The organism is Bradyrhizobium sp. Rc3b (genome assembly GCF_900114915.1).
Lineage (GTDB): Bacteria > Pseudomonadota > Alphaproteobacteria > Rhizobiales > Xanthobacteraceae > Bradyrhizobium.
Window position 1 is genome coordinate 79,093 of sequence record NZ_FOUS01000022.1, and the last position, 18,238, is coordinate 97,330.

An 18,238-nucleotide genomic window follows, 5' to 3' on the forward strand; every position below is an offset into this window, starting at 1 on the left:
GGCTCTCAACGGGACCACGGTTGCTGACGCCATCGACGAGCCCCCCAAATGAGCCGCCCATAGGTCCAGGGCCTTGAGCGAGTGAAGGTCGGTGAAACGGGGCATCGGATTCCGGCTTCGGGGTTCGGCGCGCGGCTTCCCAGAGGGAACTTTTGCACCAAGGCTTGTTCGTTCCTTTGTGTTCTGGACAAGCCTGGAGGCGGCGGCAATTAAAGAGTTAGATCAATGGGTTACGCCAGGGACGCAGCCCAGGCAGTCTCAGAACTTAAATATTTGGAAATTCGAGTCCTCCACGAAGCGGCCGCTGCTTCTATGGCCGCTTGGCGCCTACCCAACTTTACCCAGTCGCGCTCGTATCCGGGCTTATGAGCCATTTTACTTGGATCTAGACCTCCAAACGTCCTGAAACGTCTAGGAGGAAGTCGTGTCTCACCGTTGCGCGGGCGACCATAGGTCGGTCCGGGATGGTCACGCCTCTCATCTCGCGGGCAAGGTCGCGATTATCGCAACCTTGGACACAAAGGGCCGCGAAAGCGCTTATCTCGCGCGCGTCATCGAACAATCGGGCCGCAAGACTCTTACGATTGATGTAGGCACATCAAACAGGAGGTGCAGAAGCGAGGCGGATAGCAGCGATGAACGGGTGGCTGCACCCGCTGAGCTCTTACGCGAAATAGCTGCAAGCGCGCGCGAAGAAGTCAAGGAACTCCTGCGATCCGGTGCGATCGACGCTGTTGTCGGAGTGGCGGGCGGCAAAGGCAGCGCAGTCTTCGCTGAAGTTGCATCGGATTTGCCGTATGGCTTCCCAAAGCTGCTGGTGAGCAGCGCGAGGCCTGCCCTCCTGGCCGAACTCGCCCTCCACAACGACATCCTCCTCTATCCGACCCTGGTCGATCTTTTCGGGATCAATGCGTTCACCGAACGCGTTCTCGACAACGCAGGGCGGGCCATTGCGGCGATGCGCTATGTGCCCGCTCGAGAGCGGCGGAAGAGAAAGACTGTAGCGATCACGGCCTTTGGCGTGACGACGCCGGCGGCAAATCGCTGTGTAGCGCGGCTGGCAGAGGCAGGCGTCGACGCGATTGTCTTTCCGGCCAATGGCGCTGGGGGTCGCAAGATGGAGCAGCTCGTGTCCGCCGGTGAATTCGATGCGGTGATCGATTTGACCACAACCGAGCTCGCTGACGAGCTGGTCGGCGGCACGGCCAGTGCAGGTCCGGATCGGCTCAAAGCAGCTTCTCACCGCATGATTCCTCAGCTTATCGCTCCGGGAGCTGTCGACATGGTGAACTTTGGCCCTCCCTCGAGCGTGCCTGCCGAGTTCAAGGGGCGCCAATTCTATTCGCATACCCCCTTCACGACACTCATGCGCACGACGGTCTCGGAGAACGAGCGCATAGGCAGGCTCACAGCAGAGCGCCTTTCGCAAGCAAAGGCGCCCGCCCTCGTGTTGTGGCCGGCCAAGGGGGTGTCTGACTATGACCGGGACGGTGGAATCTTCCGAAACCCTGAAGCGGATAGAGCCTGGTTCGACGCTGTCAGGCAAAACCTACCGCCCTCGATCGTCGCCCGCGAGCTGGATTGTCACATCAACGATCCGCAATTTGCCGACGCGGCCGCATCGTGGACCGTCGAACGATTGACACCAGGAGGGTCACCCCGTGCGGATGTTTGATCGGGCCGAAATACGCGCAAAGATCACAGCTCAAGTTGCGGCGGGAAAAGCAGTGCTTGCCGCGGCGAGCAGTTGCGGGCTCGTGGCAAAATGCGCAACTCTCGGCGGGGCTGACATGCTCGTGGTCTACAGCACTGGGTTATCGCGGTTGATGGGGCTGCCGACGAGCCGGATCGGCGATTCCAATGCGCGGACGCTTGAGCTGGCGGCGGAGATCCGCAATGTCGTCTCCTCCGTTCCTGTTATAGGCGGTATCGAGGCCTGGGATCCCCTCCGGCTCGACCTTGATGATCTTCTGGACAAGTTCTGGGCTGCCGGCTTCTCCGGCGTGATCAACTACCCGACCATTTCAACGATGGGTGAGAAATGGCGCGAGCGTCGAGAGCGCGTCGGGCTCGGCTTTGAGCGTGAAGTTGAGATGATCGCGGCGGCCCGCAAGAAGAACATCTTCTCGCTCGCCTATGTGGCAAGCCCGCATGACGCCAAGGCGATGGCGTCCGCGGGAGCCGACTGCATCGTCCCACATGTCGGCGCAACGCGCGGCGGGCTTGTGGGACATGAGGAGGGGCAGTCGATTGAAGAGGCCATCAGGCGCATCAACGACATCAATGCTGCAGCTCAAGCTGTCCGCCCGGACGTCACCCTTCTCTGCCATGGCGGGGCAATCGCTGAGCCCCAGGATACCTCGGAAGTCTACCGATCGACTGAATGTGTCGGCTTCGTTGGCGCCTCCTCGATCGAACGGATCCCGATCGAGCGGGCGGTGAAGGCTGCAACCGAAGAATTCAAAGCCATTCCGCTCCCGCGAGAGCGTCAGCTTTCACGGCAGAATCTGCACCGAGGCACGGATGAATAGCCCAATCGAATTGAAGCCCAATGCCGCTTCCTTCTCCAAAGCGAGCAAGCCAACGCATGATTTGGAGACGGACGTGCTCGTGATCGGCAGCGGCGCGGCTGGACTGTCCGCAGCGCTCTATGCAGCAAAAGCCGGACTTCGCGTGACCGTGTGCGAGAAGTCTGACCGGCTCGGTGGCACGACGGCCCTGTCGAACGGCATGATCTGGGTTCCATGCTCAATGCAGGCCCGAGCGGCGAACATCGATGATTCGATTGCGAATGCGAAGATCTATCTGCAACACGAACTTGGCAACTACTATCGCTCCGAGTTCGTGGACGCCTATCTAGAAGACGGCCCAACGGCCCTCGCCAGCTTGGAGAATGGGAGTGCAGTCAAGTTCACACTGGCCTCCGCTCCGGATTATCATTCCAGCCAAATCGGCGGGGCCACCAAGGGGCGGGCGCTGAGCCCAGCACCTTACGACGGACGGCTTCTCGGCAAGGATTTCGACCTGATAGGTGATCCGATTCGCGTCGTGCTCGGCGGCATGATGATTTCGTCCGGCGAGGTGAGAAGCTTCCTCAACCCTTTCCAGTCGGCTGCCTCGCTCAAACACGTCCTGCGCCGAGTCAGCCGCTACGTAGGCGACCGGCTGCGCTACAGGAGGGGCACCGAACTCAGTGGCGGCAATGCGCTGATCGCGCGGTTATTGGTAAGCCTGCGCAGATATGGGGTTGAAACCTGGCCCCGCTGCCCGGCGGTAGATCTGACGAGGGAGGGAGGGAGAGTTACTGGCGCGGTCCTCAACCGGGATGGCAGGGACATCCGCGTCCGCGCCTCGCACGGAGTGATCCTGGCAACCGGTGGCTTTGCGCGGAACGGTCAATTGCGAGCCAAGCTCAGCGGAGCCCACCAGCACAATGATACGCTCGCCCACAGCGACGTGACCGGCGACGGTATTGCGCTTGCGGGCAAGCTCGGAGCGGCGATCGATAATGACGTGGCATCGAGCGGCTTCTGGACGCCCGTCTCGATACTCAGGAACGGCCGCTCCTCGCAAGTGGTCCCGTACGGCTGGCTCGATCGTGGCCGTCCAGGCGTCATCGCGGTGGGGCCAAATGCCAAGCGCTTCGTCAATGAATCCAATTCGTATCATGATATCTGCCTTGCCATGTTCAACAACGGTTATCCGGCGGACAAGCGCTTCTATTTCATCTGCGACAAGGAATTTGTCCGCCTCAGGGGCATGGGACATCTGCTCCCCTGGCCATGGACATTGAGTATCAAAAAGTATGCCCGGTTGGGCTACATCGAGATCGGCCGGACTATTGCAGAGCTTGCAGGGGAATTGGGGCTCGATCCCAACGAGCTCCAAAAGACCGTTGACGAACACAATGCCCACGCAGCTGAAGGACGCGATCCGCTCTTCAACCGCGGTGAATCGGCTTTCAACCGCACGCTTGGAGATCCGGCGATAGGAAAGAAGAACCCGAACCTTGGGCCTATCAAGAGCGGCCCATTCATCGCGCTCCCAATTGTCCCGGCAACCCTTGGGACGGCGACCGGCCTCTCAACTGATGCAGAGGGACAGGTCCTGAATGGAAATGGGGCGCCGATTGCAGGTCTTTATGCCTGCGGCAATGACATGACCTCGCCAATGCGTGGAATCTATCCTGGGGCAGGCATTACGATCGGGCCGGCGATTGTGTTCGCCTACCGCGCGATCGACAGCATCGTGCGGTCGGCGCGACAGGAGCAGCCCGCGGCGGCATCCGGAGTGTAAGCCGAGTGTTCTCTCCTGTTCGCCCGCGACGACCGACCAGCGCCAAAGCAAGGTGCGGACGGCCAACCAGCACCGCTATAAAAACCTTATGAGCCCTGCCGGGCTCCATGCGACTATGATCTCATGATCTGGAAGGACACGATGCGCCGCTCACGCCACGCCAAGATCGTCGCAAGCGTCGGCCCGTATCAAAGCTCACCGGGAGGCACTTGTGAGCCCCCGGTGATGCTGAACTGGTCGGTGAAGGAGTTCGCCGACCGAAGGGGGTTGTCATGCGCCGTCATCAGGCGGCTAGAAGAGGATAATGACACGCCTCCGGCGTCCGACGAGTTGCTTCAAACCTTGTAAAACACGTTTGCGGGTGAATTGGTTCTAACCTTCCGCTGGTTGGCAAGGCAGCTGTTCGGCCGCAATGAGCTTTCCAGTACTGAACTAACAGCCTGCGGCATAATCAGGTGGTGGGTCATTTCGCCTGATTTCCTCCCATGGTTCGACATCGTTCGCCGCGGAACGCGTTTGTGCCCCTGCCACGGGGTTAGGGCATGCGGATAGCGCTCGTATCAGTATTGGCCGCATCGAAATTGCGCTGGCGCGAACGTTAGCGACCCGCCGGCGGGCACTCTTTGACGCGGGCGCAATGTCGGTTGCGCCCGCGAACATTACTCAACATTACTCAGATCTCGCCGACGTTTCTCTAGGAAATCTCGCGCTGCGTGTCGTGAATGAAGTGTCGACAGGCGAGCCGCCCAAGAAGCTCACGTTCGCATGCAACTCCCATTGCCGGGATGACCTTCCAGGAGCGCTCTCGTGGCAGCAGCCCTTCGCATTCCAATAAGTAGCTCACGCCTTCAAGCGGTCGGCGTGAAGCGGATGTGCTCGCAATCGCCGGGAATGTGACGCAGCAGCATGGATACGCTACCTATCGCCATGTTCGAGATCTTGAGCTTCGGCGCGATCGTTGTGCTGGTCGTGCTCGGCCTCGGAATCATTGCCAGCATGATGGGTATCTTCAACTTCGCCCAGGGCGAGTTCGTCCTGCTCGGCGCCTATGTCACTTATCTCGTGCACAGCGTCGGTTTGCCGGTCCCGCTCGGCATGCTTGCCGCGCCCGTCGTGGTCGGCGCGCTTGGTTTCATCCTGGAAAAGCTCGTGGTTCGACGGTTTTACGCCGCTCCAATCGTCGCCATGCTTGGCACCTATGCGCTCGGGCTGATCATTCGCGAAGCAGTGCGCGGCCTGACCGGCGGACTCTATCTATCGGTGCCGGAGCCAATCAGTGGCTCTATCACGATCGGTAGTCTGCATTTCGCCGCCTGGCGTTGCGTCATCGTCATCATCACTTTGCTGGTGATGGCCGCGAGCCATGCACTGCTCGCCTACACCTCGTTCGGCCTGCGGGTCCGCGCCTCGCTGGAGAACCCGTCTCTGGCGCGCGCCTCGGGCATCTCCACGGGCATGATCTACAGCCTCACCTTTGCGTTTGGTGCCGCGCTCGCGGGCCTCGCCGGCGCGCTGATCGTGCCGGTCTTTTCACTGTTCGCCGATCTCGGCATTCGCTTTCTTATCCAGGGTTTTGTTGCCGTCATGGTCGGCGGCGTCGGGTCCTTCGCGGGCCCGGTCGCAGGCGCCAGCGTCATCGGTACGCTCAGTGCCTGGCTGCCTTGGCTGATGTCACCGGTCATCGCCGACGTTCTGGTGTTCGTGCTCGCCATCATTTTAATCAAGGTCCGGCCGCAAGGCCTAGTTTCGGGAAGAGGGGTCAACCGATGATCAACGCCAGCCGTCAACTGAGCCGCCGCCGCTTTCTCGGCAATTTTGCCTTCGCTTCGGCTGCCATCGCGGCGGGCCCGGGCAGCTGGGTGATTCGTCCGGACTGGGCAAATGCTGCGGAAGGCCCGATCAGGCTCGGCATTGCTACCGATCTTACGGGGTCCCTCGGCTTTGCCGGCAACACCGACGCCAATGTCGCTCGCATGCTGGTCAAGGAGATCAACGACTCCGGCGGCCTGTTGGGACGCCCGATCGAACTGCTGATTGAGGATACTGCCTCCGACGAATCCGTTGCCGTAGGAAATGTGCGCAAGCTGATTCAGCGCGACAAGGTCGACTTGGTGATCGGCGGTATCTCGAGTTCGATGCGCAATGCGATCAAGGACGTCATTATCTCTCGCGGCAAAACGCTCTATATCTATCCGGAAGGTTATGAAGGCAAAGAGTGCACGCCCTATCTGTTCTGCACCGGGCCGGTACCGGCTCAGAATTGCGACCAGTTCATTCCCTGGTTGATCAAAAATGGTGGCAAACGCTTTGCCTTGCCTGGTTCCAATTATGTTTGGCCGCAAACAATTAACACCTATGCGCGTAAGGTGATCGAGAGCAGCGGTGGCGAAGTCGTCTTTGAAGAATACTACCCGCTCGATCAGATCGACTTTTCCTCTACGGTTAGCCGCATCATATCCAACAAAGTAGACGTGGTTTTCAACGCCATTGTTCCGCCCGGCGTTAGCCCGTTCTTCAAGCAGCTCTACCAAGCCGGCTTCTCAAAAAACGGCGGGCGACTGGGCTGCGTCTATTACGACGAAAACTTCCTGGAAATGAACCAAGCCCACGAGATTGAAGGGCTTGCGAGCAGCCTCGACTACTACAAGGTGCTCGCGGCGGAGGATCCAGTGAGCGCCAGGATCCAATCGGCTTACGACAAACAATTCCCTGCCAAGTTCAGGTTCTCGGCAGGCAGCGCCGCTACCGGCACCTATCGCGGACTGAAGCTATGGGAGGCTGCAGTGAAGGAGGCTGGTACAATTGACCGCGACTCGGTAGCCGCCGCCCTCGACCACGCGAAGATTGCGGAAGGGCCGGGCGGGCCTGCCGAGATGGCGCCCGGCAGGCGCCACTGCAGGATGAACATGTACATTGGAGTGGCGAAGGGCGGCCAGTACGAGATTGTCGCGCGTAGCGCCGGCCTGGTCGATCCGAAGGAGTGCTGATGTCATCGACCGGCACTCGCACACAGCCGCCGCCTCGCGTCATTCAAGCTGCTCGTTCGCCGATCATGGCATCTGCCTTCACAGGGCGAAAGAAGGTGCTTCTGATTCTCGAACTAGCATTGCTGATTGCCGCTTCGATCGCACCTATCGTCCTGCCCGATTACATCACTGTCTATGCGACACGCGTGCTGATTCTGTGCCTCTTCGCGTTGTCGTTCGACCTGGTGTGGGGCTATGCGGGTATTTTGAGCTTGGGTCAGTCGCTGTTCTTCGGCATGGCCGGCTACGGTGTGGCGCTGCTTGCACGCGATTTCGGGGTTGGATCGATTTTCGCCGTTCTTCCGGCCGGAACCCTGATTGGCTTCGTGGCGGCATTGTTGCTGGCCGGCTTCCTGCTGCTCGGCCGTCACCCCTCCAGTGTGGTCTTCGTTTCGCTTGGTACTATGACCGGAGCTTACGCAGCTGATCGGCTGGCGAGAGGTTCACATTATCTTGGCGGACAGAATGGTATCCCTTCGATCCCACCGATGACCATCGGCTCGCACGAACTGAGCGAGGGACCAGTTTTTTACTACCTGGTGCTCGCCATCCTAGTTCTAATCTACCTTCTGTCGCGCTTTCTGTTGCGATCCCAGTTCGGACTGGCGCTGGCTGGATTGCGAGAGAACGAACAGCGGATCGCCTTCTTCGGGTACAAAGTGCAACATTTGAAGGCGATCATATTCGCAGTCAGCGGCGCTATTGCAGGTACTGCCGGTAGCCTTTATGCGTTTCACGAGGGGTTCGTCTGGCCAAACATGCTGGGCGTAGTCATGTCGACCCAGGTCGTCCTCTACGTCTTGTTCGGCGGCTCCGGGACATTGATCGGTGCGATCATCGGCACCGCGATTGTCGAGGGCCTCAGCTTCTGGCTCTCCGACACTTATCGCGATATCTGGCCGGTCATTCTCGGCGCTCTGCTGTTGCTGGTCATTCTGTTCCGGCCCCTCGGCTTGATCAGCCTCCTGCTGGGCGAGCGGGAACGTGTGGGTAGCTTCGGCCCGAACCGTGAGGAGAAGCGCAATGCCGCTCCTTGAAGCCGCCGGCGTGTCAAAGGTCTTTGGCAAGCTCACCGCGCTGGACGGAGCGGCGCTCACGGTCGAGGAGAGAGAGTTTCATGGCCTGATCGGGCCGAACGGCTCGGGCAAGAGCACGCTGATGAAGTGTCTTGCAGGTGCGCTCCTGCCGACGCAAGGCAAGGTGACGTTCATCAATACTGATGTTACCTCGTTTACGCCGCCAGAGCGTGCGCGAGCCGGCATGAGCCTGAAATTTCAGATCACCGCCGTGTTACCGACCCTCACACTTTACGACAACATCCTGCTCGCGATGCAGGCGCGGTCCTCACTGCTGGATCTGGCTTTCTCGCGCAGTCGAGGACGACTGCACGAGGAGGTCATGACAATACTCCTCCAATTCCGGCTCGCCGATCGCGCCTTTGATGCTGCGGCGACCCTATCTCACGGGCAGCAGCAATGGTTGGAGATCGCGATGGCGCTCGCATGCCGGCCGCGCCTGCTGCTGCTGGACGAGCCCACCGGCGGCATGAGCCTGGAGGAGCGCCGCGTCACCGGCGAATTGCTGCAGCCGATCAAACAGCATTGCTCGCTTGTCATCGTGGAGCACGACCTGGATTTCATCCGCGACATCTGCGATCGCCTGACCGTGCTCGATCAGGGCAAGGTGCTGGCGTCAGGAACGGTTGCCGAGATCCAGGCCAACAGAAGCGTCCAGGAGATTTATCTGCGCCGTGCCTGAATTCCTCAAAATCAAGCATCTCGATGCCGGCTACGGACGCAGTCAGGTGTTGTTCGGCGTTGATATGGCCATCCCGCCGCGTGGCGGGGTCGCTGTCCTCGGCCGCAACGGCGCCGGAAAGAGCACGCTCATGAAAGCGATTGTGGGAGAACTGCCAGCGTGGAAGGGCGGTCTGCAGTTCGACGGCCAAGACATCGATCGGCGGCGGACCGAAGAGCGGGTGCGGGCCGGCATTGGATATGTGCCGCAAGAGCATTCAGTGTTCGCGCGCCTCTCCGTGCGAGACAATCTCGCCGTCGCATCGCTTTTGCACCCCGATGGATCGGCAATGGACCGGGTGATGAGGATGTTTCCGAAACTCGGCCAACGCCTCGATCAGCCGGCCGGAACGCTCTCCGGCGGCGAGCGCAAGATGCTCGCAATCGGGCGCGCGATCCTCGGAAACCCTAAACTCCTCCTGCTGGATGAGCCGACCGAGGGAGTCTGGATCGGCGTCATCGAGGAGATCACCGAGCGCTTGGTCGAGCTAGCCAAAGAGATCGCCGTCATCGTCGTCGAGCAACATCTCGACCTCGCAATGCGTGTAGCGGAGCACGCCTATGTGCTCGATCGCGGCCGTGTCGCGCTTTCGGGCCCATCGCAGCAGCTGCGCAACGACCCGCGGCTGTTGACGTATCTAGCCCCGTAGAGGCGTTCGCCAGCGGCCATCCCAGCCGAAGGTGACGCATTCGAGTTCCTTGCGATGGCTGAACAGAGAGGGTCCATGTCCGAAAGTATCAGCGATTTTGTGAATGCGTGCCAAGTCGTCGACGTCCATGAACATCACATGCCTGAGGTCGTGCATAGCCCGGACGTAAACCTGTTGAAACTGTTCCAACAGAGCTATGCGGCTTGGACGAGCCACGTGCTGCCATGCGAGCCCAAGGCAACGATCGAAGCGATATCTAGCCCTACCGAGCCGACCACCTGGGAGGCTCTTGCTCCGTTCCTCGAGAGGAGCGGATCGAACGCATTCGTCCGTAATCTCGTCCGCGGAGTCGCCGAGCTTTACGGCGTCGCCGACACCGGGATCACGCGCGACAACTGGAAGGCGGTAGACGCGTCAGTGCGTTTGCGTCACCAGGAGGCGACATGGCCAACTGAAGTGATCGGCCGGGCCGCCATCGGAAGGATCGTAACGGACCCTTTTCTCGATCCGTTGATGGATCCGCGGCCGGTCCTTGGAGAAACTTACGATGGGGTCCTGCGGATTAACGCATTCGCCCTCGGCTGGCGCCCCGAATCCTGCGATCATAATGGAAATTGCGGCCATGCCCTGCTGCGGCGTCTCGGCATGGAGGTGAAAACCTTCGATGATTATTGCGACGCAATCCGCGAGCTCGTAGCCGGCTGCTCCCGGCGCAATCACATTGCGCTCAAGAACGCACTCGCCTATGACCGGGATCTCAGCTTTGACGAACCCAACAAGGAACTGGCTCGGCAGGCCTGGGGACGGATTTCGCCATCACCGGCAGCGCGCAAGGCTTTCTGCGATTTTGTCGTCGACTTGTTTTGTCAACTCGCAGGCGAGGCCGACCTGCCGGTCCAAACTCACCTTGGAACGGCAATCCTACGCGGCTCCCACCCGCTACGTATGACCGGATTGATTGAGCGTCATCCTCGGACCCGCTTTCTGCTGATGCATTTGGCCTACCCCTGGAGCCGGGACTTGTTGGGAATGGCCTTTGTGTATCGAAATGTCTGGCTTGATTTGTGCTGGTCTTTTCTGTTGAGCCCGTCGCATTTCAAGCTCGCCCTGCACGAGGCCATCGAAGTTTTGCCAGATGACTCGCGAATGATGATCGGAGGAGATTGTCTTCACGTTGAGGAGACGTTTGCTGCGATACAGGGCGCGCGCCGGTTGATCGGAGAAGTTCTGAACGAAAAAGTCGCGAACGGCTACTTTCGGTCGCGCGACGCAGAGCGCTTGGCGATCAGAATCCTTGGCGAGAACGCGAAGCAGTTTTTCAGACTATCCTGAATGCTGCACTTCGTTACGCGAGTTTACCCAAATATGAGCGGAAGAGGCTGCTTGAGACCCAAAATGACGGATAGCCTTCAGGCTTCCGCGCCCCCCGAAAGCGCAGGGCACGTGGATTTAAGGCCATGAGCTAAGGGAAGGTCAGTTCGATGTTGAGTGATGACCGACAACCCAGCCGTCGCCGCTTTCTCTGCAATTTCGCGTTTGCGTCTGCGGCCATTGTGTCCGGCCGGGCAGCTGGGTGATCCGTCCTGACTGGGCCAACGCCGTCGAACGCCCGATCAGGATAGGCATTGCCACCGACCTTACGGGGGCACTCGGCTTTGCGGGGAATACCGACGCCAATGTCGCTCGCATGGTGGTCAACGACATCAACGAAACTGGTGGTCTGCTGGGGCGCCCCATCGAGCTCCTGATCGAGGACACAGCGTCCAACGAGTCCGTCGCTATTGGCAATGTCCGCAAGCTGATTCAGCGAGACAAGGTCGACCTGGTGCTCGGTGGCATTGCGAGCTCGATGCGCAACGCCATCAAGGACATCATCATCTCTCGTGGCAAGACGCTCTACATCTATCCGCAGGCCGACGAAGGCAAGGAGTGCACGCCCTATCTGTTCTGCACCGGCCCCGTACCGGCGCAGAATTGCGACCGGTTCATCCCTTGGTTGATCAAGAACGGGGGCAAACGCTTCGCCCTCCCTGGCTCCAACTACGTCTGGCCACAAACAATCAACGCCTATGCGCGCAAGGTGATCGAGAGCAGCGGCGGGGAGGTGGTGTTCGAGGAGTACTACCCCCTCGACCAGATCGATTTTTCAGCGACCGTGAGCCGCATCACGTCCAACAAAGTAGACGTGGTATTCAATAGCGTCATCCCGCCCCTGGCGTCGGCTCCTTCTTCAAACAGCTCTATGAAGCAGGCTTCTCCAGGAATGGGGGACAGCTGGGCTGCGTCTACTACGACGAGAACACGCTCGAAATGAATCAGGCTCACGAGATCGAGGGCCTCGCCAGCAGCCTCGACTATTACAAGGCACTGGCAATGGAAGACCCGGTGAGCGCCAAAATTCAGTCGGTCTACGAAAAGCAGTTTCCTGGCAAGTTCCGGTTCTCAGCAGGGAGCGCGGCGACCGGCACTTATCGAGGATTGAAGCTGTGGGAAGCCGCAGTCAAGGAAGCCGGCACAATTGACCGCGACGCCGTCGCCGCCGCGCTCGATCACGCAAAGCTTGCGCAAGGGCCTGGCGGGCCGGCGGAGATGGTGGCGGGCAAGCGCCACTGCAGGATGAACATGTACGTTGCTGTGGCAAGGGCAGGCCAATACGAGATCGTCGCCCGTAGCGCCGGCCTGGTCGAGCCGAAGGAGTGTTGACTCCGCCATCTCACGCGGACCAACTTTGCTGGCGCCGCGTGCGAGGCAGATCTGGGTAGCTAGTTCCCGCGATAGTCCGGCGGCCTCTTCTCAAAGAAGGCGTTCATTCCTTCCTGCTGGTCAGCTGTGCTGAACGCAAACCGGATCGCTTGGCGTTCAAACTCGAGCCCGGCCTCCAGCGTGGTCTGAAACGCGGCGAGAACGGCCGCTTTGGCAAGTTCAGCCGAACGGGGAGGCTTTTGCGCAATCAGATCGGCTAATTCGAGCGCACGAATCTGCGCCCTGCCGCTTTCGACAACTTCCGCTACAAGGCCGGCCTGCACCGCAAGCCGCGCCGTGATGGATTGGCCGCTCAGGATCATCAGCATGGCCAGCGATTTGCCAGCCACACGCGTCAGCCTTTGCGTTGCGCCGTCGCCCGGCAATATCCCGATGTTAATCTCAGGCTGCCCAAATACCGCCCCTTCGCCTGCTATCACGATATCCGCGAGCAGTGCCAGTTCGTGGCCGCCGCCGAAACAAATGCCCTCGACTGCGGCAATGAGAGGCTTGGGGAAATTGGCGACATCCCTCCAGGCAGAACGTCGTGCGGAATTGTCGATTGCCTCAAAGCCGCGCTCTCGCATCTCCTTGATATCGGCTCCGGCAGAGAAGAACGCATCGCTGCCACACAGCACGACACAGCGGACATCTTCGTCGGTTGCGGCATCGCGCAAGGTGGCGCCTAGATCCACGATCATGTCGTTGCTCAAGGCGTTTCGTTTCGATTTCCTGTTCAGCGTCAAAAGGCGCACGTGGGGCGCGACAGATGTCGACAAGATGAGATCGGACGTCTTCGTCATGGGGGTTCTCCTGAAGGAATATGAGAACCAGCCCCTTAGACTGAAATCGATTTCGTGACAACGAGCGGATGTTGAAGCCGCTTTTTCGACTGAACCAGCCAAAGCGGTGCTGGCGCCCAAGGCTCAACGCTGTTCGCGCTGACCCGTGATGCCAGCTCCATCCTTGAAAAACAGCTTGACTCCACAGTTCCTAATTCTTAATAGTTCTGAAATCGATTTCAGAAATGGACGGTAGAGCTGACCGATACTGCGGGAAAACCGGAAGCATGCGGCCGGCCGGAGTGGGCCGCATCTGAGGAATCTCATTGACGCTGGGACGTCTTTTGACGTCGCGCCGTCCAACAAGAACATCAGCTTCTTCAGAAGCGCGATTAGAGCAACAGGAGGAAGGCTAGCCATGAGAATGGCACGAAATCGCGCGCGCGCTTTATGCGAGCCGCCGCGCAAGTCGCAAGCAACGATGGAAGTGTCCGGCCCCCTTGGGGTCCTGCAATGGCCGCTCCTGAGGCGAGGTCCTCAAATACGTGAAGCGAGGCGGGTTTTCCGCCGGCATCCCGGGCACCTTTTGCGCCTGCGCTTCCGTGGTCCGGCCTGCCAGGCCGCCGCTCTCCTAGACCCCGCCGCGGCCGGCGCAGTGGAGCCGACCAGCGGCTGCTCGTTCTTGCGCGACCCGGAACATCATCAACGTCATCAATAGAGCCCGAGGACCCATGAACATCATTGCTCAGCCCAGCGCTGTACCCATCCAGCTTGACAAGCAAATTGCCAACAAGCGGATGACCGCCGGCCTTGGAGGAGGGGTGGCGCTGGAGTGGTACGACTGGAATGTCTACGGCGTCATGGCAGCGTTTCTCTCCCCGCACTTCTTCCCTTCCGATGATCCCACCACCTCGCTGCTGGCGGGGCTGGCCGTGTACGGGGCGGGCTTTTGCGCTCGGCCGCTGGGCGCGGTTTTGCTGGGGCCGATCGCAGATCGCATCAGCCACAAGCGCGTGATGCTGATCTCGGTCACGGCCATGGCGGTTTGCTCGCTTTTGATATCCTTGCTGCCCACCTACAAGGACCTCGGCGTCACGGCGGCCATAGCGCTGCTGATCATGCGGCTGATTCAGGGGCTTGCCACAGGTGCTGAGGCTGGTGTCGCCAACGCGATTGCAATTGAATTGGCGCCACCTGGAAAGGAGGGACACTACCTCGGTCTAATTGGTGGCACATTCATCCAGTTGGGAAACCTTGGATCCAGCCTGGTTGCCTTCCTAGTGAGCGCCTCGGTCGCACCTGAAGCCATGCGCGAGTGGGCCTGGCGCATACCGTTCGCGGTGGGTGGCGTGCTCGGCCTTTTGATCATCTATCTGCGTACGACGGTGCCGGAAACCTTGATCAATCAAGCCATGCATAGGCAAGACGAATCTTCGCGCATTCAGGAAACGACTGGCGGTGTGTGGAAAACGCTATGGAGCGTCCGCCTTTCGCTGCTCGCCGTCATCCTGGTGATCGGTTCGGTGCAGATCGCCAACTATGCCTGGAACACCGGTCTGCCCAACATGGCCAACACGGTCTTCAAAGAGAACAGCACGTATGTGTACGGGATCATGACGCTGATGGTCCTGATCTGGATGTCGACGGCGCCTCTTATCGGCGCTTTCGCGGACAAAGTGCGACCCTCGCGCGCGTTCACGCTGCTGCGCCTGTTGCTCATCCCATGCTTCTTCCTGACACTATTCTATTCGGAAAAAGGCATCGTCACGTTCTTCTTTGTCACGGTGTTTGGCGGCGCCATCGTGGGGTTCAACATGGCCCTCTATAACTTCATCGCCACCACGCTGATGCCGCGCGCCGTGCGGACCACCGGAGTGGCGCTCGGCTATGCGCTCGGCGTCTCTCTGTTTGGCGGGACGTCACCCTATCTGCTGGTCTGGTTGCAACGCGAGCACATCGCATGGATGTTTCCAGTGTACGGATCGTTGATCGCGCTCCTGAGCGTGCTGGTCTACCAGATCGCCAAGAAGCGCGGCCGCCTCTACATCGGTGAATAAACACTCTGCCCCTGCGCTTCGCCGTGCCCGCAACAGGGGCACAGCGCTCCACGTCAGGTGCAAAACATAAGGGCTCGCGCGTGTCCCTTTCATGCTGGGCAAGAACATGGGTCGGCGCAAGCGTCCCTGCGCGAGCAGTCATTCACAAGACAAAGACTGCTTGCGCGGCACTGAGTTGCTGAAACTGGAGTCCGAAGCATGAAAACACCTTCATCGCCGCACTTCACGCCTGTCGACTTGAAGCGATATTTCAACGCCCGGCGCGCAAATGCCGGTGACGATTTCGCCAGCCGCCCGGGTGATGCCGGCTGGATCGATGCGCTTCGCGGGCTCCAGACCCATCGCGGCATGCCCTTTCTCTTCGGCAGCGAAACAGGGCCGGATGTGCTCGAGCTGCGACCCGGGGCCCCTCCTGCCGTAGTCGCGTTGCCGCCGACAATGGCGAGCTATGTGCTGTTCGTGCAAGTGGCGGCAGACCGCCCCATTGCAAGTCCCGAGGGCTTCGGAGAGATCGGCCCGGCTACACTCCCTGTCGACGGTAATCCACTCGGCGAGCGGGTGGCGACATATGGGCTCCGCTACGCCGACGGTAGCGAAACCGACGTGCCTGTGCTGCGCCGCTTCGCGATTCAGCAGAGCCACATCTCCTGGAGTGCGAGTGCGTTCGCCGCCCTGCCGCTACGGGCGCCCATCGTGCATGCAAGCACAGGCGAGGATTTTGGACTCGGCAGAGCGCCGGGGGCGAGCTTCTTCCAGGGCGAGGCCCGCACCCAATCGGGACGCATGGATCGACAAGGTGAGAACCTGTGGCTTTACGCGCTCCCGAATCCTTATCCCGACAAGGAGCTTTCGGCGCTAAGCTTGCGCGCGGAACAGGAAATCTCGCTCGTCTTTGCGGTGACCACGACAACGCTCACCCGGCACCCGCTGCGCCTCCAGGGCCGTCGCAAACTGAAGGTGAGGCTGCCCCCCGGGGTTCATCTGAACAAGCTTGGCGAGCTCGATGTCGACGATCGAGGCGAGCAGATTGGCATGGACCTCGGCACGGTCATCTCGGCCCGCGCAGTGCTCGAGTACTCCAGAGCGGATTGGCTGGGCGCCAAAGTTGATGTGCAGCCTGTGCGCTCCGCCAACGAAGTCATCGTCGAGTACTCCGCCCATCCGGACGCAAGGCTCTATCTGCGCTCCGACGATGGCCGCTTGCATATGTTCGAGCTTCGGTCGTTGGAAGGTGACGGTAACGCGGGTGGCGCCTCGCTCAATGTGGCGACAGTCGAACCAGCCACTAGGCCGGTCAAGATCCGCATCATAGAGAAGGGCAGTGGCGTGCGTGTTGCCGCGCGGCTGCATGTCCATGGTGCGCACGGGGAGTATCTGCCTCCAAAGGGCCATCACCGCAAGGTCAATACCGGCAGGTTCGAGGACTTCTCGGGCGAATTTGCCAATGGGCTGAACCAGTACGCCTACGTGGACGGCAGCTGCGAGGCGGAGCTGCCGCTCGGGCCCGTGTTCGTAGAGATCTGCAGGGGCTTCGAGGTGCGCCCGCTGCGCACCATCGTCGAAATCACTGCAACGACGGACAATCTCACCTTTGAGCTCGACCGCGTGCTGCGCTGGCGTGAACAGGGATGGGTTAGCTCTGATACGCACGTCCATTTCCTGAGCCCGCAGACAGCGCTGCTTGAAGGCAAGGCGGAGGGTGTCAACGTCGTCAACCTGCTCGCCGCACAGTGGGGCGAGCTATTCACCAACGTCGCCGATTTCGACGGACGCACGACAATCGGGGCAAAGGATTTCGGCGGGGACGGAGAATTCCTGGTTCGGGTGGGCACCGAAAACCGGATGCAGGTTCTGGGGCACATATCGCTGCTCGGCTACGAAGGTGAGATGATCAATCCGCTGTCTTGCGGCGGGTCCAACGAAGCTGCGATTGGCCATGTTCTGGAAGCGACCATGGCCGACTGGGCGGAACGCTGCCGTCAGCAAGGGGGGCTGGTCGTAATGCCGCACGCGCCGAACCCACAGGCGGAGCGGGCGGCCGACATTGTGCTCGGCCTTGTCGACGCCATCGAAATGATGTCGTTCAACCCGCGGACCGCGCAGATCAGCGCATTTGGTCTCGCCGACTGGTATCGCTACCTCAATATTGGATACCATCTGCCGCTGGTAGCCGGCTCCGACAAGATGGACGCGGCCGCACTCCTCGGGGGCTCGCGGACCTATGTGCGGCTGGGCGAACGCGACTTCACCTATCGCAACTGGATGGATGCCGTACGCAGCGGGGACACGTTCATCACCGTCGGGCCTCTGGTTGAGATGACGGTTGAAGGACGTCGCCCTGGCGGAACGGTGGCGCTTCCCCGTTCAGGCGGGACCCTCACGATCGAGTGGCGAATCGAATCGGTCAGCGTTCCGCCGGCCCGGGTGGAGCTCATATGTAACGGCACCGTCCTCGAGGAGGTTCGATGCGGGGGCTTGTCGTGCAAGGGGCAGCTGTCCCTGCCCATCAACGAGTCATGTTGGATCGCACTGCGCGTTCGAGGCAGCGTCGCCGGACGCGAGGCCGACATTGCGGCGCACACCGGTGCGGTATATGTCAAAGTAGGCGGTATGCCCATCTTTGCCACCGCGGATGCAGTGTCGGTCCTTGCACAAATCGAGGGATCGATCGCCTATATGGACACGCTCGCTCCCAAGTCCGACGAAGCGCGACACGCGCGGCTGCGAGCTGCCCTGGAACTTGCGCATCATCGCCTGCATCATAGACTGCACGAGCTGGGCGCCAGCCACCAGCACGCGCCCGTTCACTCCGTTCACGTTGAACGCGAGCATTGAGGTGTGCCATTGACGGTCGGCAGGTGGCGCGTCGTTTGGTCAGCGACCTCTTTT

Annotated in this window: 12 protein-coding genes and 1 pseudogene; 12 read left to right on the forward strand and 1 reads right to left on the reverse strand. The window is 60.4% G+C overall.

Annotation, left to right across the window (positions count from 1 at the left end; all coding sequences use genetic code 11):
- The first annotated feature begins 424 nt into the window (after positions 1–424).
- The 10 genes and pseudogenes from BM190_RS35915 to BM190_RS35965 all read left to right on the forward strand — a co-directional run bounded on the left by BM190_RS35915 (position 425) and on the right by BM190_RS35965 (position 12,471).
- The gene (locus BM190_RS35915) at positions 425–1,675 is read left to right on the forward strand and encodes a Tm-1-like ATP-binding domain-containing protein (RefSeq protein WP_244550847.1); all 1,251 of its coding nucleotides are present in this window, start codon (positions 425–427) and stop codon (positions 1,673–1,675) included.
- Positions 1,668–2,531 (forward strand): phosphoenolpyruvate hydrolase family protein, encoded by an 864-nt coding sequence (locus BM190_RS35920; protein ID WP_092262236.1) that lies wholly within the window; start codon positions 1,668–1,670, stop codon positions 2,529–2,531. Before BM190_RS35915 ends, BM190_RS35920 begins: the two co-directional genes overlap by 8 nt.
- Positions 2,524–4,296 carry an FAD-dependent oxidoreductase gene (locus tag BM190_RS35925; RefSeq protein ID WP_092262237.1) on the forward strand — a complete coding sequence of 591 codons (1,773 nt, stop codon included), beginning with the start codon at positions 2,524–2,526 and terminating at the stop codon, positions 4,294–4,296. The genes BM190_RS35920 and BM190_RS35925 overlap by 8 nt, the downstream gene beginning before the upstream one ends.
- A 906-nt stretch (positions 4,297–5,202) precedes the next feature.
- On the forward strand, positions 5,203–6,066 hold the full coding sequence (locus BM190_RS35935; RefSeq protein ID WP_092262239.1) for a branched-chain amino acid ABC transporter permease: 864 nt from the start codon (positions 5,203–5,205) through the stop codon (positions 6,064–6,066).
- Positions 6,063–7,283, forward strand: coding sequence for a substrate-binding protein (locus BM190_RS35940; protein ID WP_092262240.1), 1,221 nt, complete (start codon positions 6,063–6,065; stop codon positions 7,281–7,283). The genes BM190_RS35935 and BM190_RS35940 overlap by 4 nt, the downstream gene beginning before the upstream one ends.
- Positions 7,284–7,348: 65 nt before the next feature.
- A complete protein-coding gene (locus BM190_RS35945) occupies positions 7,349–8,359 on the forward strand; it encodes a branched-chain amino acid ABC transporter permease (protein ID WP_092262241.1) in 1,011 nt (336 codons plus the stop codon).
- Positions 8,346–9,080: an ABC transporter ATP-binding protein gene (locus BM190_RS35950; protein WP_177237490.1), complete on the forward strand. Its 735-nt coding sequence runs from the start codon at positions 8,346–8,348 to the stop codon at positions 9,078–9,080. Before BM190_RS35945 ends, BM190_RS35950 begins: the two co-directional genes overlap by 14 nt.
- Positions 9,073–9,768: an ABC transporter ATP-binding protein gene (locus tag BM190_RS35955; RefSeq protein ID WP_092262243.1), complete on the forward strand. Its 696-nt coding sequence runs from the start codon at positions 9,073–9,075 to the stop codon at positions 9,766–9,768. The genes BM190_RS35950 and BM190_RS35955 overlap by 8 nt, the downstream gene beginning before the upstream one ends.
- Before the next feature lie 75 nt (positions 9,769–9,843).
- Positions 9,844–11,100, forward strand: coding sequence for an amidohydrolase family protein (locus BM190_RS35960; protein ID WP_177237491.1), 1,257 nt, complete (start codon positions 9,844–9,846; stop codon positions 11,098–11,100).
- 149 nt (positions 11,101–11,249) lie between these two features.
- A pseudogene (locus BM190_RS35965) lies at positions 11,250–12,471 on the forward strand (substrate-binding protein).
- Positions 12,472–12,530: 59 nt separating this feature from the next.
- Here the strand turns inward: BM190_RS35965 and BM190_RS35970 are convergent.
- The gene (locus BM190_RS35970; protein WP_092262245.1) at positions 12,531–13,313 is read right to left on the reverse strand and encodes an enoyl-CoA hydratase-related protein; all 783 of its coding nucleotides are present in this window, start codon (positions 13,311–13,313) and stop codon (positions 12,531–12,533) included.
- A gap of 710 nt (positions 13,314–14,023) precedes the next feature.
- Between BM190_RS35970 and BM190_RS35975 the strand changes: the two genes are divergently transcribed.
- Both BM190_RS35975 and BM190_RS35980 read left to right on the forward strand, forming a co-directional pair.
- Positions 14,024–15,349, forward strand: a complete 1,326-nt coding sequence (locus BM190_RS35975; RefSeq protein ID WP_092262246.1) for an MFS transporter — start codon at positions 14,024–14,026, stop codon at positions 15,347–15,349.
- A 198-nt stretch (positions 15,350–15,547) separates the two neighbouring features.
- On the forward strand, positions 15,548–18,184 hold the full coding sequence (locus BM190_RS35980; RefSeq protein WP_092262247.1) for a CehA/McbA family metallohydrolase: 2,637 nt from the start codon (positions 15,548–15,550) through the stop codon (positions 18,182–18,184).
- Positions 18,185–18,238: the final 54 nt, after the last annotated feature.

Coding starts and splice junctions, on each gene's coding strand:
- BM190_RS35980 (WP_092262247.1), top strand. CDS start 15,548: ATGAAAACACCTTCATCGCCGCACTTCACGCCTGTCGACTTGAAGCGA.
- BM190_RS35970 (WP_092262245.1), bottom strand. CDS start 13,313: ATGACGAAGACGTCCGATCTCATCTTGTCGACATCTGTCGCGCCCCAC.
- BM190_RS35945 (WP_092262241.1), top strand. CDS start 7,349: ATGGCATCTGCCTTCACAGGGCGAAAGAAGGTGCTTCTGATTCTCGAA.
- BM190_RS35935 (WP_092262239.1), top strand. CDS start 5,203: ATGGATACGCTACCTATCGCCATGTTCGAGATCTTGAGCTTCGGCGCG.
- BM190_RS35960 (WP_177237491.1), top strand. CDS start 9,844: ATGTCCGAAAGTATCAGCGATTTTGTGAATGCGTGCCAAGTCGTCGAC.
- BM190_RS35950 (WP_177237490.1), top strand. CDS start 8,346: ATGCCGCTCCTTGAAGCCGCCGGCGTGTCAAAGGTCTTTGGCAAGCTC.
- BM190_RS35925 (WP_092262237.1), top strand. CDS start 2,524: ATGAATAGCCCAATCGAATTGAAGCCCAATGCCGCTTCCTTCTCCAAA.
- BM190_RS35920 (WP_092262236.1), top strand. CDS start 1,668: ATGTTTGATCGGGCCGAAATACGCGCAAAGATCACAGCTCAAGTTGCG.
- BM190_RS35940 (WP_092262240.1), top strand. CDS start 6,063: ATGATCAACGCCAGCCGTCAACTGAGCCGCCGCCGCTTTCTCGGCAAT.
- BM190_RS35975 (WP_092262246.1), top strand. CDS start 14,024: ATGAACATCATTGCTCAGCCCAGCGCTGTACCCATCCAGCTTGACAAG.